Annotated in this window: 11 protein-coding genes and 1 pseudogene; 9 read left to right on the forward strand and 3 right to left on the reverse strand. The window is 57.3% G+C overall.

Annotated elements, in window-relative coordinates; translation table 11 throughout:
* The first annotated feature begins 13 nt into the window (after nucleotides 1-13).
* The 4 genes and pseudogenes from PSH97_RS14515 to PSH97_RS14530 all read left to right on the forward strand — a co-directional run bounded on the left by PSH97_RS14515 (nucleotide 14) and on the right by PSH97_RS14530 (nucleotide 5,057).
* Nucleotides 14-3,112, forward strand: coding sequence for an efflux RND transporter permease subunit (locus PSH97_RS14515; RefSeq protein WP_305445448.1), 3,099 nt, complete (start codon nucleotides 14-16; stop codon nucleotides 3,110-3,112).
* Nucleotides 3,113-3,214: 102 nt separating this feature from the next.
* Nucleotides 3,215-3,856 carry a DUF1345 domain-containing protein gene (locus PSH97_RS14520; RefSeq protein ID WP_305445450.1) on the forward strand — a complete coding sequence of 214 codons (642 nt, stop codon included), beginning with the start codon at nucleotides 3,215-3,217 and terminating at the stop codon, nucleotides 3,854-3,856.
* A gap of 76 nt (nucleotides 3,857-3,932) precedes the next feature.
* Nucleotides 3,933-4,229 (forward strand): annotated as a pseudogene (locus tag PSH97_RS14525) (AraC family ligand binding domain-containing protein); the annotation flags it as partial.
* Between the two features lie 321 nt (nucleotides 4,230-4,550).
* On the forward strand, nucleotides 4,551-5,057 hold the full coding sequence (locus PSH97_RS14530) for a hypothetical protein (RefSeq protein WP_305445451.1): 507 nt from the start codon (nucleotides 4,551-4,553) through the stop codon (nucleotides 5,055-5,057).
* 71 nt (nucleotides 5,058-5,128) lie between these two features.
* Here PSH97_RS14530 and PSH97_RS14535 read toward each other — a convergent pair whose 3' ends face one another.
* From PSH97_RS14535 to PSH97_RS14545, 3 genes are all read right to left on the reverse strand, one after another.
* Nucleotides 5,129-7,378 carry an autotransporter outer membrane beta-barrel domain-containing protein gene (locus PSH97_RS14535; RefSeq protein ID WP_305445453.1) on the reverse strand — a complete coding sequence of 750 codons (2,250 nt, stop codon included), beginning with the start codon at nucleotides 7,376-7,378 and terminating at the stop codon, nucleotides 5,129-5,131.
* 234 nt (nucleotides 7,379-7,612) lie between these two features.
* A complete protein-coding gene (locus PSH97_RS14540) occupies nucleotides 7,613-9,613 on the reverse strand; it encodes a hypothetical protein (protein ID WP_305445454.1) in 2,001 nt (666 codons plus the stop codon).
* A 94-nt stretch (nucleotides 9,614-9,707) separates the two neighbouring features.
* Nucleotides 9,708-10,505, reverse strand: coding sequence for a hypothetical protein (locus PSH97_RS14545; protein ID WP_305445455.1), 798 nt, complete (start codon nucleotides 10,503-10,505; stop codon nucleotides 9,708-9,710).
* A gap of 227 nt (nucleotides 10,506-10,732) precedes the next feature.
* On the opposite strand from PSH97_RS14545, the gene PSH97_RS14550 reads away from it, so the two are divergent.
* From PSH97_RS14550 to PSH97_RS14570, 5 genes are all read left to right on the forward strand, one after another.
* Nucleotides 10,733-11,758: a LacI family DNA-binding transcriptional regulator gene (locus tag PSH97_RS14550; protein WP_305445456.1), complete on the forward strand. Its 1,026-nt coding sequence runs from the start codon at nucleotides 10,733-10,735 to the stop codon at nucleotides 11,756-11,758.
* 164 nt (nucleotides 11,759-11,922) lie between these two features.
* Nucleotides 11,923-12,705, forward strand: coding sequence for a sugar phosphate isomerase/epimerase family protein (locus tag PSH97_RS14555; RefSeq protein ID WP_305445458.1), 783 nt, complete (start codon nucleotides 11,923-11,925; stop codon nucleotides 12,703-12,705).
* Nucleotides 12,698-13,741 (forward strand): sugar kinase, encoded by a 1,044-nt coding sequence (locus tag PSH97_RS14560; RefSeq protein WP_305445460.1) that lies wholly within the window; start codon nucleotides 12,698-12,700, stop codon nucleotides 13,739-13,741. The genes PSH97_RS14555 and PSH97_RS14560 overlap by 8 nt, the downstream gene beginning before the upstream one ends.
* A gap of 118 nt (nucleotides 13,742-13,859) precedes the next feature.
* Nucleotides 13,860-15,158: an MFS transporter gene (locus tag PSH97_RS14565; RefSeq protein WP_305445461.1), complete on the forward strand. Its 1,299-nt coding sequence runs from the start codon at nucleotides 13,860-13,862 to the stop codon at nucleotides 15,156-15,158.
* Between the two features lie 21 nt (nucleotides 15,159-15,179).
* Nucleotides 15,180-16,157, forward strand: a complete 978-nt coding sequence (locus PSH97_RS14570; RefSeq protein WP_305449802.1) for an NAD(P)-dependent oxidoreductase — start codon at nucleotides 15,180-15,182, stop codon at nucleotides 16,155-16,157.
* The last annotated feature ends 38 nt before the right edge of the window (nucleotides 16,158-16,195 follow it).

A 16,195-nucleotide genomic window follows, 5' to 3' on the forward strand; every position in this document is an offset into this window, starting at 1 on the left:
AGGACGCTTTTTTATGCCGCAGTTCTTTATCGACCGCCCGGTGTTCGCCTGGGTGATCGCCTTGTTCATCCTGCTGGCCGGTGCGCTGGCCATTGTGCAGTTGCCGGTGGCGCAGTACCCGAACGTTGCGCCGCCGAAAGTCGAAATCTACGCCACCTACCCCGGCGCTTCGGCGCAGACCGTGGACGAAAGCGTGGTCAGCCTGATCGAGGAAGAACTCAACGGCGCCGACCATCTGCTGTATTTCGAATCCCAGAGCAGCCTCGGCAGCGCCACCATCACCGCGACGTTTCAGCCGGGCACTGACCCGGAAATGGCGCAGGTCGATGTGCAAAACCGCCTCAAAGCGGTGGAGTCGCGCTTGCCGCAAGCGGTCACCCAGCAGGGCTTGCAGGTGGAGAAAGTCTCCGCCGGTTTCCTGCTGCTGATCACCCTCACCTCCAGCGATGGCAAGCTCGACGACGTGGCGCTCAGTGATTACCTGGCGCGCAACGTGATGAACGAGATCAAGCGCTTGGACGGCGTCGGTAAGGCCCAGCTGTACGGTGCCGAACGGGCGATGCGGATCTGGATCGATCCGCAGAAACTGATTGGCTTCAACCTGACCCCGGCCGATGTCAACGCCGCCATCGTTGCGCAAAATGCTCAGGTTTCCGCGGGCAGCATCGGCGACCTACCGACTCGCACCACGCAGGAAATCACCGCGACCATTCTGGTCAAAGGCCAGCTGTCGACGCCTGAAGAATTCGCCGACATCGTGCTCAAGGCCAATCCTGACGGCTCCACCGTGCGCATCGGCGATGTGGCGCGGGTCGAGATCGGCAGTCAGGAGTATCAGTTCTCCACCCGCCTGAACGGTAAACCGTCCACCGCCGTCAGCGTGCAACTGTCGCCGGGCGCCAATGCCTTGAGCACTGCGACACTGGTGCGGGCGAAGATGGATGAACTGGCGCGCTACTTCCCGGCCGGTGTCGAATACAAGATTCCGTACGACACCTCGCCCTTCGTCAAAGTCTCGATCACCAAAGTGGTCTACACCCTCGTCGAGGCGATGGTGCTGGTGTTTGCGGTGATGTTCCTGTTCCTGCAGAACATCCGCTACACGCTGATTCCGACGCTGGTGGTGCCGGTGGCCTTGATGGGCACTTTCGCGACCATGCTCGCGCTGGGCTTCTCGATCAACGTGCTGACCATGTTCGGCATGGTGCTGGCCATCGGCATTCTGGTGGACGACGCGATTGTGGTGGTGGAGAACGTCGAGCGGATCATGGCCACCGAGGGCCTGTCGCCCAAGGACGCGACGCGCAAGGCGATGAAACAGATCACCGGGGCGATCATCGGCATCACCCTGGTGCTGGTGGCGGTGTTCATTCCGATGGCGTTCATGCAGGGTTCGGTCGGGGTGATTTACCGGCAGTTCTCGCTGTCGATGGCCACTTCGATTCTGTTCTCGGCATTCCTCGCCCTGACCTTGACCCCGGCGCTGTGTGCGACGCTGCTCAAGCCAATTGCCAAGGGCGAGCATCATGCCAAGGGCGGCTTCTTCGGCTGGTTCAACCGACGCTTCGAACAACTGACCGAGCGTTATCAGGGCTGGGTCGCGTATGCGTTGAAACGCACCGGTCGTTACCTGTTGATCTACGGTGTGCTGCTGATCGGTCTGGGGTTGTGCTTCAGTCGTCTGCCCTCCTCGTTTCTGCCGGTGGAAGACCAGGGTTACACCATCACCGACATTCAACTGCCACCGGGCGCGAGCAAGAATCGCACGGTGCAGGTGGTCGAGCAGATTGAAGCGCACAACGCCACCGAACCGGGCGTCGGCGACAGCACGGTGATTCTCGGTTTCAGTTTTTCCGGCAGTGGGCAGAACGCTGCGTTGGCGTTCACCACGCTCAAGGATTGGTCAGATCGGGGCAGCGACGATTCGGCGAGTTCGATTGCCGACCGGGCCAACATCGCGCTAAGTCAGATCAAGGATGCCATGGCCTTTGCGGTGTTGCCGCCGCCAGTCGATGGCCTCGGCACTTCCAGCGGTTTCGAATTCCGCTTGCAAGATCGTGGCGGTCTCGGCCATGCCACGTTGATGCAGGCGCGCAGCCAATTGCTGGCCGCCGCCGAGAAAAGTCCAATCCTGATGAACGTGCGCGAAAGCGCCCTGGCCGAAGCGCCGCAAGTGCAACTGGAAGTCGATCGTAAGCAGGCCAACGCCTTGGGCGTCTCCTTTGCTGACATCGGCAACGTGCTGTCCACCGCCGTGGGTTCGGCCTACATCAACGACTTTCCCAACCAGGGAAGGATGCAACGAGTGGTGGTCCAGGCCGAAGGTGATCAACGCAGTCAGGTCGCCGATCTGCTGAAGATTCACGTGCGCAACAACACCGAGAAAATGGTCCCGTTATCGGCTTTCGTGCGGGCCAACTGGACCCAGGGCCCCGCGCAGTTGACCCGGTACAACGGCTACCCGGCCATCAGCATCTCCGGCGAACCGGCGCCGGGTTACAGCACCGGCGAAGCCATGGCGGAAATCGAACGGCTGGTGGCGCAAGGCCCGGCGGGGTTGGGTCAGGAATGGACCGGTCTGTCGTTGCAGGAACGCTTGTCCGGCAGCCAGGCACCGATTCTGCTCGGGCTGTCGCTGCTGATCGTGTTCCTGTGCCTGGCGGCGCTGTACGAGAGTTGGTCGATTCCGACCTCGGTGCTGCTGGTGGTGCCGTTGGGTGTACTCGGTGCGGTATTGGCCGTGACCCTGCGCGGGATGCCCAACGATGTGTTCTTCAAGGTCGGGCTGATCACCATCATTGGCCTGTCGGCGAAGAACGCGATCCTGATCATCGAATTCGCCAAAAGCCTGTACGACGAAGGCCATGACCTGATCGACGCCACCCTGCAAGCCGCAAGGCTGCGACTTCGTCCCATCGTGATGACCTCGCTGGCATTCATCCTCGGCGTTGTACCGCTGGCCATTGCCACCGGTGCCAGCTCGGCGAGCCAGCAAGCCATCGGCACCGGGGTGATCGGCGGGATGATTACGGCAACACTGGCAGTGGTGTTTGTGCCGGTGTTTTTTGTGGTGGTGATGAAACTGGCTGGCAAGCATCATAAAAAAACCTGACCACACCACCGACCCACAAAGGTTTGCATCAGCCTTATCCTTGTGGTCACAACGGACAACGCTGGGCTAAGGTGTTTGCACACCCTGGCCCATCGAGTTCTCATGCCCCTACTCGCCCGCACCCACCCTCGCTTGTCTGCGGCAGCCGTGTTTGGTCTCGCTGTGGGCATTCTGGCTCCGGCCGACTCGATCCTCGGCAAAATCCTCATCGGCTGGAATGTCGGGGTCTGGACGTACCTGATCCTGATAGTTTGGCTCGCCACACGCGCCAAAGCCCTGGACGTCAAGCGCATTGCCGAGATCGAAGATGAAAACGCCGGGTTGGTGTTGTTCGTGGTGTGCATCGCGGCGCTGGCTAGTCTGGCGACCATCACCTTCGAACTGGCCGGCAGCAAGGACCTGGAAACCAGTCGCAAGCTGCTGCATTACGGCCTCACTGCGCTGACGGTCATCGGTTCGTGGCTACTGATCGGCGTGATTTTCAGCGTGCACTACGCCCGCCTGTTCTACACCTGGGACGGCAAAGACCTGGCGCTGCGCTTCGCTGAAGGCCTGGAAACCCCCAATTACTGGGACTTCCTGTATTTCTCCTTCACCATCGGCGTGGCGGTGCAGACCTCGGATGTCGGCGTGGCGACACGGGGTATTCGCAAGATCGTGCTGGCGCAATCGCTGATTAGTTTTTTGTTCAACACAGCGATTCTCGGCTTCTCAATTAATATTGCGGCGGGACTGTTCAACTGATGCGTGCACAAACGTTCTAGTCTTCGACCTCGACACCGGTGTTAAATAATCCGGTAATGCGTCTCACAGGTGCAGCATGTCCCCTCACCACTGGATCGACCTGGCCCAGGACGCCGACACCGGCATTGAGACCTTGCGCGCGCATTTAGAAGGCCACGCCTACGACCCGCATTGGCACGACAGCTACTTGGTGGGCGTGACCGCGCAAGATGTTTCTGGTCGAGCCGGGCGACATGCATGATGGCGACGCGCCGACCAAGGACGGTTTCGCTTACCGCATGCTGTACTTCGATCCACAGTGGCTGAAGCGTGAACTCAGTATGGTGTTCGAAAAGCCCCCGACAACAGTCAACTGAGTTTCGCCAATACGCTTCTTTTTGGTGGCTCTTCCCGTGCCTGCTTGGGAGGGCAGGATTGAGACAATCATTGCAATCACCTTTGTTACGCAACCACTTTAATCCAACATAGGGACTGCTATTACTGCTTTCAACATGGCTGGGAATATGGTGATAACCGCTACGTTTATCAGGGCGCCCTTAACAAAAACACCTCAAAAGCAATCACAACAAAGCAAGATTGTAAACTGTCAGGTTTGACAGTTTACAAGTTTGTCGGCATCGCATCTTATAGCCCAATCCCGCCTGCTATTTCCAATGGCGAGATATCACTTGTCATAACAGCGGAGACTGTATCAATGAACGCATTTGCGAAAGTGGCCACACCATCTGTTATGTTGGGAAAATGCACAGGAACAATCAATGCAACAGAAATATTTGACGCCCGCCTGGTAGAACTTTCAGACGCGATTTACCCTCCTCCTCACGGCGAAGCGCATGTCATGCTTGCCACGCAACGCGCGCCCGCTCCAGATTACACGACAAAAGAGTTGAAGATTTCATTCTCGAAGGGCTTTGAGGATGGTTCCTATGGCCTGTATCCGGATGACTCCACCGTTCGAGTGCTCTTCATTGACCGCTCGACTCCAGCCAAACCTGTTGTCTATACGCAATACCAGGGTATTGCCCGGGTTCAATACGACTCGTTATCGGGAACCTTCTCTGGCGAGATCAGCGCAGTTCTCGAAAATCTGGATGAAGACGACCGCAAGGCTGTCAATCTGAAAGTCGAGTTCGAAGCGTTTCAACACGTACCGGCAAGGAGAATCTCTCGCCGTCCTTCACCACGTGCAGGGTATTGCTAAGCGATTGATAAAAACACCGCTCATTAAAAAGGAGGCCGAAACCTCCTTTTTAATTAACTCATTTCGCTGTATTAAAACGCGTATCGCAAACCTAAGGTCAGCCCGCCGGGCTGTTTGAAGTTCTTACCCTTGCTGTACTCATAATCTGCATGCATTTGCAGACTCTCTGTCATTGATGCCGCAATGCCCGCGCCCACGTTACCTCGTGCACCGGAAAGATTGTTTTTGAATACGTTATCGTTGACCTGCACTTTGTTGTTCTTTTCGAACTCGTATGCACCGGCAACGCGTAAGTAAGGCTGCAGTTCGATATCGTTTTCCATTTTGAAGTTTCGGCCAGCGGTCATACCGACCTCACCCAACAGCGACCGCGCACGGTCACCATCGGCCTGCAGGTCGTTATCCAGAGAAAAATTCTTACCTTGTATGACCACGGCGGACCATTTAGTGAAGGGCTCGACAAAGTAACTATCGTCGAATTTGATATGACGACCGAACTCGACAGATCCGCCCAAACCGGTCGTGTCATAGTTGCCTTTGGCCCGGGCTCCATCGCTCAGCCTGACTTTGGCTTCATTGCGAAACCGGTTCACTTTCAGTACAGCATCAGCGTAGTAACCACTGGTCGCATCAAGCCAGGTAGCATACGTGCCAAAGTAGTAACTATCGGAGTTGCCCGAGGTGCCGGCATTCAGATCGAGATCAGATGTACTGTGTCCACCCATCACTCCCACCAGCCATTGACCATCACCCACGTGCAAGGCGGCATCAGCACCCAAGGTGAACCCCCGCTGGGTCTGCTGATAACCCACACCAGAACCATCGGCAATTTCGTATTTATTGCCATAGGTACGCCCCCACGCGCCGCCCTTACCACCGTTGAAACGCAACTCGCCCATCCGGGTGCGCAACGACGTCAATTCGCCATACCAGGTGGGTAATGGTGTGTTGAACAACGCAAGCACCGAGCGTGCTCCCGGACTGACGATGCGTGTGCTCGGATCGAGAATCCAGTCGTTGCCGCTTTTGGCCAGGGCATAGGAATAGGTCCCCTTATCGGCCACGTTGCCGAGCAGGGAGAACTGGGCATTGCCACCGTTGGTTTTGACGACTGTGATTGGTTGACCGGCAGGCGGTTCGGTTCCGCTGCTGGCAATCAGCAGCTCATGTGCTCCGCTGGCCGTTCCGGTGACATTCAAAACGTCGGCCTGGCCCGTAGCCAGATCAGCGCCCATGATGAACCGACCGCTGCCCGACAGATCGGTGACGTTCAATTGATAAAAGGCGTTGTCTGCCCCAAACTTCACCGAGCCCCCATTGAGCACGAGTTTTTCAACCTGACTGTTGTTCACCAGCACCCATTGCGAAGTGTCATTGATGGTGGCGCTGGCAACATTTTCCAGGCGTCCGGTGAGCACCGAGTTGTTTTGCAATGTCAGCCCGAGGGTACTTCCGGTTTCAGTCACAATATTGCCGTTCAATGTGCTGCCATTGACCGTCATCGATACGTCTGCGCCGCCCTTGACCTCAAGCAACGTGTCGTTACCTGCCAGCAAGCTGGAGTTGGTCAACGTCAACGTGGCGGTGGAACGTGTAACGTTATCGAAATCCACCAAAATGGCGGAACCGCTTCTGCCCTGCACAGTGGTGTTGTCCAGATTCAGGGTGGCCGGTGCCACGCCGGTTGGATCAAGCTCAATGAACACACCGTTCTGCCCGCCAATTATCGTGCTGTTTGTGGCAACCGAACCGGCACTCTGCAGCCACAAGCCATAACCCGTGGCGGCCGTGCCTTCAATGGTGGAGTCGGTGACATTGATAAGGCTGTGAGAAGAGGCAAACGCCCCGGCATCCGCCCCCGTGATGGTGCTGTTACCCGTGATGTTGACCGTGGAGCCGGCCTGAGTGGTGGAAAACCGCACGGCCGATATCCCGTAAAAATCACCACTGACCGTGCTGTTGTTGACATTGCCCTGGCTGGAAACCAGTTGAAGTCCTGACTGTCCGCCCGATCCCGTCACCGTGGCGCCGTTCAGGCTGACCGTAGAATTGTTCCTTACGGCGATTCCTTGGGTGCTGCTGCCCGCAGTGACATTGACTGTCGAGCTGTCGGCATCAATCGCGAGTGTCTGTGCGTTGTTGACGTTCAGTGTTGCGTTTTGACTCAAAAACCAGCTTTCAACCGCATCACCATTAGTGACCGTAGCGGTACCCCCGACGACCGGGGCAGCTGTAGCGAGGGTAGAAAGCGCCAAGAACGGTACACACAGCGTACCCGTCATGAAGAAGGACGCATGGAGCCGTTTGGAGTGGAAGTGCATACTAGACACCTACTTCGAAAATATTGGATCGAGCTCTGCGGCAAGTCGTGAAAATGCACGACCAGCCTTTGGAGGTCCGCTAGGCTATCGAGTGATTACGCATTGTTATGTAGGAGCTTTCTGTATTTTGGGAACGACAAGTCCTGCGAAATGACGACTAAAACATGTCGAAAATTCAAATGCGGCGAGCGTGAAAATATTTATTTCACGCTCGCCGTCCGGTGTGATGCTTGATTAAGGTATCGGATTGGCCACTTCGCAGAAGTCGCCATTATTATCCACCAGAAATACAAAGTGGATGGCCGAGTCCGACTCCGGCACCACACCTGTGACGGTATAGGTCAGTTTCCCGAAGGCATCCGACACCGGCTTCAAATGAGTCATATAGTCGCCGATATCCGTTTCAATACCCTCCGCAGGAACAGTGCCGGAAATAGGAATGTCTTTTGTAACGGCGGTTCCGGAGATGGGAATGGTCGCGTTCTCATCTTCGAATCCTTCCCACTTCAATGTCACCGTGCGTCCATCAACAAGTGAAGCACTGTACGGAATAATGACTTTTAAGTTACGGCGAGTTGTTCCGTCACCTGGATGGTCTGGATCACCCGTCGGCAGGAAGTTCAATGTCGGACAGGAAATAGAATCAAATATAAGCCCTTGAGCCATCGGTTTTGGCAAATCGATTTTAGTGATGTTAACAACAACGGCTTGTTCTCTAGAATAGACCGGGTTATTGCCCAAAACGGCTGACAGCTCCCATTTTAACTGTACCGTCGCATTCAGCTTTTTCTCGATTATTGCCCAGGGAACCGTTGCCGCTTTGATTTCCGTGCCCTCTTGTCCTGGTTGCAACAGGTAGGGAGGACTCAGTCTTTGGTCATCATAAATCACCGTTATGCTTTGCGCCGACTCCGTGGGAGGGGCAGCATGAAGCTGTATGAAAATATCCGCATCTTCGCCGAAGTCGTTATCGTCGAGTGTATTGTCCACACCTTGAGAGGAAACCAGGCGAGGAAGTCCCAGCGCAGGATTGACCGGATCCGGTTCATTAGGATTTGTCGGACCAGGATAGGAAATATCGACGTTAATACCCGTGCTTTGCGTTGCGATCGGTGCACCTGATCCCCGGAACATGTTATAGCTGACCGTTGTCGGGACGACGCCATCGGTCGCACCATAGGCGACCTTGATAACACTGGTGTAATCCACCTGGAACACAAGGGTCGTGCTCGTGCCCACGCGTTGTTCAGGAAGATCAATGCTCTGCCATTGGGCAGTGATGGTGTCAGAAGGGGCATTGGGCTTCGGAACTTCAACCTCTATGGTCACCCCCAGTTTGCAGTCCGCCACATCGATCAAGGTATCACCGTCTGTGCCATCCGCCAGTGGCACCACGGGTGGTTTGGCGACAGGGGGGGCCAGACGCCGGACATTGCGTTGATTAGGTCTGGAGCGGCGGCTGAGGTTACCCGCCAGATCCGTGACCTCGAAAGTCAGCGTGTTCAGACCTTCCTTGGAGTTCTCAAAAATCGAGATAGGTAGATTGATCTTACCGGTCGCGGGCACAGGTACGTCTTTCAATATTGGCGTGGCATAGGCAGGATCCACTGGGTCGCCCCAATAAACATTACAAATGTCCGTCGTCTCGGCATTGTTGGTAGCCAGTGTCAGTGTGATCTCGATACCGGTGGGGTTCGCGCCCAGGTAGGCGTCATCGATATCTTTTGACGGAGGCAAATCCAATGGGAATGCAGCCGCCGGCGGGGAGAAGTCCGTTGCGGGTGTTTTGGTTTGATAGGGCCGCGTCCTGTCAATATGGTATTCGGTAACGGCCTCGAGGTTCGGGTTCGAACCATTGGCGATAAGCACATACACCAGTTCATATTGGGTAGGGGCTTCGGGACTCGCGAGCTCCTTGAGTTCGAGAACCGGGATTTTGAATGGCATCGGCCATACCCGGTCAGCAATCGGGCCCAGCGGGTGCCCTGTCATGAGCGGTATGCGCGTCGGATCGCCTTTTACCCGTAAAAAAACTGTCAGCAAATCTCTTGCGAACTCAGTGGGCGGTTGGGGGATCCTGTAATCCAGATCAGCACCGAGTGCTGCGATCGGAATGCGTAAATCGCCTCTGGGAAGATTTTGTGCAGGGATATCGGCTCCATCGAGCAATATGACACCGCCATTTTGCAGCGAAACCTGTGTATTCAAACCGATGTATCCAACTTTAGCGTTCATTAGAATTAGCTCCATTTTTTATACACGACGGCACCTCGCCCATAACGCGACGTAATACGGCACACATTGATTACGCATTACTTCACAACAATCTTCACGGCCCGCAAGGCAACTCTTCTCCCGGGATGGCTCGGTCGATCCTCACTAGTTCCTTGATCGATGCGCCAATCTTTCTGGTGCCACGATAAAGTGTGTAGTTCGCAACAGCCGAAGCCTTGTTTTGCATCGGTTCTATATGCGGCCTATAGGGTTCTACCGTTAACGAGAAACCGCTTTTTATTTCCTGGTCACTCAATAACCGCTTGTCGATTCTTTTATACGTTTCGGCTATAGGAGAATCGCTGCCATTCAGACTCAGGTACCCGAACCACTCTAAGGTACAAATATCACCTACCCTGCAAAAATCGGGGAGCGGGGGAACCTTGACTTCCACACCCTCCCAAATAGGGGGAACGGTATCGCAATTCAGATAGCCATGCAGATTGGCACCGGGGAATCTGACTTCGGCAAGATCTTCGGGTATCAAAGTATGGTCGATTGTCAGTTTTCGAGGTAACGAAGGATGCGGGTTATTGAGCCAGTTCATTGTCGTATATGAAACATCAACGACACCGTCGTTGATCAAAAACTCTGGTCCTATGGGAATGATGAACTCCGACTCACTGATCGGGGTGGTGTATGAGGTCCTGGAAGTGAATTCGGCAATACCATTACGTTCCAGCACAACAATGAGTCTGTCTTGTTTACCGTCGGGAGATTGTTTACTCCATATCGGCACTCTGACGTCAATGCCTTTGAGCAACAGATCAGGTGGGATGTAACCGTCCGGGTCGTTTTCATCCACCCCAAGCACTGTCGGTGCGTCGTAGACCAGAACTTCAACAGGCGGCATGATTATTCTCCCTCGGCATTTCTTTTCGAGTTCACAGTTGAAGCAAATTAAACGCCTGATTTCGTCATTGGACTACTGTCATATCTGACAGGTAAAGCTACCGTCTGTCGGCTTCCTACATCTTTCTCCTGCATCTTGGGCTTGACGTAACCGATTGTCTGGCGCTTTATGAAACCGGTTTCAGAGCCCGCGACGATACGACGCATCCAATAAAAAGGTTTCAGACCGTGAACGACTTCTCCGCCGCCCAACGCAGCCGCGTCACCATGCTCGACGTCGCCGAACACGCGGGCGTCTCCAAGGCCAGCGTCTCGCGTTTCATCGGCGATGACCGCGCCCTGCTCTCCGATGCCATTGCCCTGCGCATCGAGCAGGCAATCAGCGAACTGGGCTACCGCCCGAACCAGATGGCCCGCGGCCTGAAACGCGGGCGCACCCGCCTGATCGGCATGCTGGTGGCCGATATCCGTAACCCTTATTCGATTGCCGTGATGCACGGGGTGGAAACCGCTTGCCGTCAACACGGCTACAGCCTGGTGGTGTGCAACACCGATCGCGATGACGAACAGGAACGTCAGCACCTGGCGTTGCTGCGCTCGTACAACATCGAAGGCTTGATCGTGAACACCCTCGGCCATCACCGGGATGAGCTGCGCGAATTGCACCGCGAAATGCCCATGGTGCTGGTGGATCGCAAGGTCTCGCAGCTTGAGAGTGATTTGGTCGGGCTGGACAATCCTGCCGCCGTTGAAATGGCCCTCGCCCACCTGGAAGAACGTGGTTATCGCGATGTGCTAATGGTGACGGAACCGTTTGATGGCACCAGTTCACGGATCGAGCGGGTCAGCAGTTTCAAGCTGCAAATTGCGCAGCGCCCAGCGCTCTCTGGCGCGGTGGTCGAAACCGGCGGCGATCTGACCGGCCGCTTGAAATCTTTTCTTGATAACCCTGACCCCGGCCCGAAAGCGCTGTTCTGTGCCAACGGCATCGCTGCGCTGGCCAGTACCCATTCGTTGCGTGAACTGAAGTGCAAGCTGTTCGAGGATGTCGGGCTGATCGCCCTGGATGATCTGGATTGGTATCCACTGGTGGGCAGCGGGATCACCGCCCTCGCCCAGCCGACGGCGGAGATTGGTGCGAGTGCGTTTGAGTGTTTGCTCAAGCGGTTGCGTGGCGATGACGGGCCGGTTCGGACGTTGGATTTTCCGGCGCGGTTGATTGTTCGGGGGTCCACCCTGGGGAATCTTCGGTGAATGTTCGGGCCCCATCGCGGGCAAGCCCGCTCCCACAGGGATCTGTGGCGTTCACAAAACCTGTGGGAGCGGGCTTGCCCGCGAAGAGGCCCTGAAGACCAGCGCATAACTCAACATCAATATTTTTTTGACCAAAAATGAAACCGGTTTCAGAGGTGATAACAATGAACAAACCACCCGTTTCCATCAGTCTGTCCAGCTACGGCGCGGACCTTGTCCGCCAACGCGGCCAGGGCAGTTTTGTCGAGGTGTTGGCCGCTGCTGGCGCCACGCACATCGAATGGCGCGAAGAACTATTGACCCTCGAAGACCCCGCGCAACTGGCTGACGCCACGCAATCCCGCAGTCTGGAAAGTGTGTATTCCTCACCGATGGAATTGTGGTTGGCCGGGCAATCGGCGCCCAACCCTGAACTGCTCTCGGCCCTGAAGCGCGCCAAGGCATTCGGCGCCAAGTGGCTGAAAATCTCCCTGGGTTATTTCACCGACAACAATGAACTGCAAACACTGGCGCTGCAGTTGCAACAGAGCCCGGTGCAGCTGCTGGTGGAAAACGACCAGACGCTGCACGGCGGCCGAATCGAACCGTTTCAGCGTTTCTTCGCCGACGTCGAACAACATCAGCTGCCGATCAAAATGACCTTCGATATCGGCAACTGGCAATGGCAGGACCAATCCGCCGCCAGCGCCGCGCGGTTGCTCGGTCGACATGTCGGTTACGTGCACTGTAAAGCAGTGGCGCGCCGGGCCGACGGCAAACTGGTGGCGGTGCCACCGACTGCCAGCGACCTGCATCTGTGGGGCCAATTGCTGCGGCACATGGATCACGGCGTGATGCGCGCGGCGGAGTATCCATTGCAAGGCGATGACTTGGTGCAGTTGACCTCAGAGCATGTCGCCGCCCTCGCCCGCCTCGGTCAACCCCGCCTGGAGCCTGCTCATGTCTGAGATCGATATTCTGTCGTTCGGTGAAACCATGGCGATGTTCGTCGCCGAGCAGAACGGTGAGCTGGCTGACGTCGGCCACTTCCACAAGCGCATTGCCGGGGCCGACAGCAATGTCGCCATTGGTTTGTCGCGGTTGGGATTCAACGTCGCCTGGCTGAGCCGGGTTGGCGCGGACTCGCTCGGCAGGTTCGTCATCGATGCGCTTGAGAAAGAAGGCCTGGACTGCAGCCACGTCGACATCGACCCGGCGCACCCCACCGGCTTTCAACTCAAGTCCCGTGCCGATGATGGGAGTGATCCGGTTGTCGAGTACTTCCGACGTGGCTCGGCGGCCAGTCATTTGTCGGTGCGGTCCATTGCTCCGGCACTGCTCAAGGCCCGGCACTTGCACGCCACCGGGATTCCCCCCGCGCTGTCTGCAACGGCTCGGGAAATGTCATTCGAATTGATGACCCGTATGCGCGATGCCGGGCGCAGCGTGTCGTTCGACCCGAACCTGCGCCGGAGTTTGTGGGCCAGCGAGCAACAGATGATCACCGAGATCAACCGCCTCGCCGCCCTCGCCCATTGGGTGCTGCCGGGTTTGAGCGAAGGACGTTTGCTCACCGGTTTCGAAGACCCCGCCGACATCGCGGCGTTTTACCTCGACCAGGGCGCTGAAGCCGTGGCGATCAAGCTCGGGGCGCACGGCGCGTATTACCGAACCCCTCTGGATGAAGGTTTCGTTGCTGGCGTACCGGTGGAGACGGTGGTCGATACGGTCGGTGCCGGTGACGGGTTTGCCGTCGGTTTGATCAGCGCGCTGCTGGAGAACCATAGCGTTGCCCACGCCGTGCAGCGTGCCAACTGGATCGGCAGCCGCGCGGTGCAGAGCCGTGGGGATATGGAGGGGTTGCCCGATCGGGCCGAGATGTATGCCGAGTTTGAGGGCCCCATTCGCGGGCAAGTCGGATCGCCGCACCGCTCGCTCCTACAGGTCTTGCGCGATCCTGACACTGATCGTTCCCACGCTCCTGCGTGGGAACGCAGCCCGTGACGCTCCGCGTCATAGGGGACGCGGAGCGTCCCTAGAGGCATTCCCACGCGGAGCGTGGGAACGAGATGCCACAACCGTTACCTGCTGCGACAAAAACAACAAGCTCAGGAGCATCACTATGAAAACCGCAACACTGGCCACCCGCCGCTGGTGGTACATCATGCCGATCGTGTTCATCACCTACAGCTTGGCGTATCTGGACCGCGCCAACTATGGATTTGCCGCCGCCTCCGGGATGGCTGCGGACCTGATGATCACCCCAGGCCTGTCCTCCCTGCTCGGCGCGCTGTTCTTCCTCGGCTATTTCTTCTTCCAGATCCCGGGAGCGATTTACGCCCAGAAGCACAGCGTGAAGAAGCTGATTTTCGTCAGCCTGATCCTCTGGGGTGGCCTGGCGACCTTGACCGGGATCGTCTCCAACGCCTACTGGCTGATCGTGATTCGCTTCATGCTCGGAGTGGTCGAAGCCGCCGTGATGCCGGCAATGCTGGTGTACCTGTGCCACTGGTTCACCCGGGCCGAACGCTCGCGCGCCAACACCTTCCTGATCCTCGGCAACCCGGTGACCATGCTCTGGATGTCGGTGGTCTCGGGCTACCTGATCCAGCATTTCAGCTGGCGCTGGATGTTCATCATCGAAGGATTGCCGGCGGTGCTGTGGGCGTTTATCTGGTGGCGCCTGGCCGATGATCGCCCGGCTCAGGCCAAGTGGCTGAGCGACCAGGAAAAGCACGATCTGGAAAGTGCCCTCGCCGCCGAACAGGTGGGCATCAAAGCGGTGAAAAACTACGCCGAAGCCTTTCGCTCGCCGAAGGTGATCATCCTCGCCTTGCAGTTTTTCTGCTGGAGCATCGGTGTCTACGGTTTCGTGTTGTGGCTGCCATCGATCCTCAAGGCCGGCGCGCAGATGGACATGATCGAAGCCGGTTGGCTGTCGTCGTTGCCGTACCTCGCCGCCGTGATCGCCATGCTGCTGGTGTCTTGGGGCTCGGACAAACTGCAAAAGCGCAAACGCTTCGTCTGGCCACCGCTGTTGATCGCCTCGATTGCGTTTTATGGCTCGTACGCGTTGGGCGCGGAACATTTCTGGTGGTCCTACACGCTGCTGGTGATTGCCGGCGCCTGCATGTACGCCCCGTACGGACCGTTTTTCGCCATCGTCCCGGAGATCCTCCCGGCTAACGTCGCCGGTGGCGCCATGGCGTTGATCAACAGCATGGGCGCACTCGGTTCGTTTGGCGGTTCCTATCTGGTGGGTTACCTGAACAGCTCCACCGGATCGCCCGGTGCGTCTTACCTGCTGATGAGCGGCGCGTTGCTGCTGTCGGTGGTGCTGACGATTTTCCTCAAGCCCGGCGCCAGTGACCGGGTGGTGGCCAAGGCCGCTGTGTCCCGGTCGGTGGCGGCTCATTCCTGAATGGATGTTGATATGACGACGATGAAAAAGCAGGTCGTACTGTACAAAAAACTCTCGCCACTGCTGATGGCTCGCCTGCATGAGCAGACCGAGGTGACGCTGATCGACAACCTCGACGCCGAGGGTCTGGCCACGCTGCGCCAGGCCCTGCCCCGGGCCCAAGGGTTGCTCGGCGCCAGTCTGAAACTGGACGCCGGGTTACTGAATCTGGCGCCGAACCTCGAAGCCATTGCCAGCGTGTCCGTCGGTGTCGACAACTACGACATCGACTACCTGACCGAACGGCGGATCCTGCTCAGCAACACCCCCGACGTGTTGACAGAGACCACCGCCGACACCGGTTTCGCGCTGATTCTGGCCACCGCCCGGCGTGTGGTGGAACTGGCCAACATGGTTCGCGCCGGCCAATGGAACCGCAACATCGGCCCGGCGCATTTTGGCAGCGATGTGCATGGCAAGACGCTGGGCATTATTGGCATGGGGCGGATCGGTGAGGCGCTGGCGCAACGCGGGCATTTCGGTTTTGGCATGCCGGTTCTGTATCACAGCCATTCGCCGAAACCGGCGGTGGAGCAGCGATTCAACGCGCAATATCGTAGCCTGAACGAATTGTTGCAGCAGGCCGATTTCGTTTGCCTCACGTTGCCCCTGACTGCTGAAACCGAGGGGTTGATTGGTGCTGAACAGTTCGCCTTGATGCGTCCCGAGACGATCTTCATCAACATTTCCCGGGGCAAGGTGGTGGATGAGCCAGCGCTGATCGAAGCGTTGCAGCAGAAGCGGATTCGCGCGGCGGGGCTGGATGTGTTCGAGCGGGAGCCGCTGGGGTATGACTCGCCGTTGTTGCAGTTGAATAACGTGGTGGCGACGCCGCACATTGGGTCGGCGACGCATGAGACGCGGGAGGCGATGGCCCGGTGTGCGGTGGAGAATCTGCTGGCGGCTCTGGCGGGTGAGCGGCCGGTGAATCTGGTGAATGCCGGGGCGTGGCGGGCTTAAGAAATTTAGCGTTTGTCAGGCAGCCATCGCGGGAAACA

Source organism: Pseudomonas cucumis (assembly GCF_030687935.1).
In the GTDB taxonomy this organism is placed as follows: Bacteria; Pseudomonadota; Gammaproteobacteria; order Pseudomonadales; family Pseudomonadaceae; genus Aquipseudomonas; species Aquipseudomonas cucumis.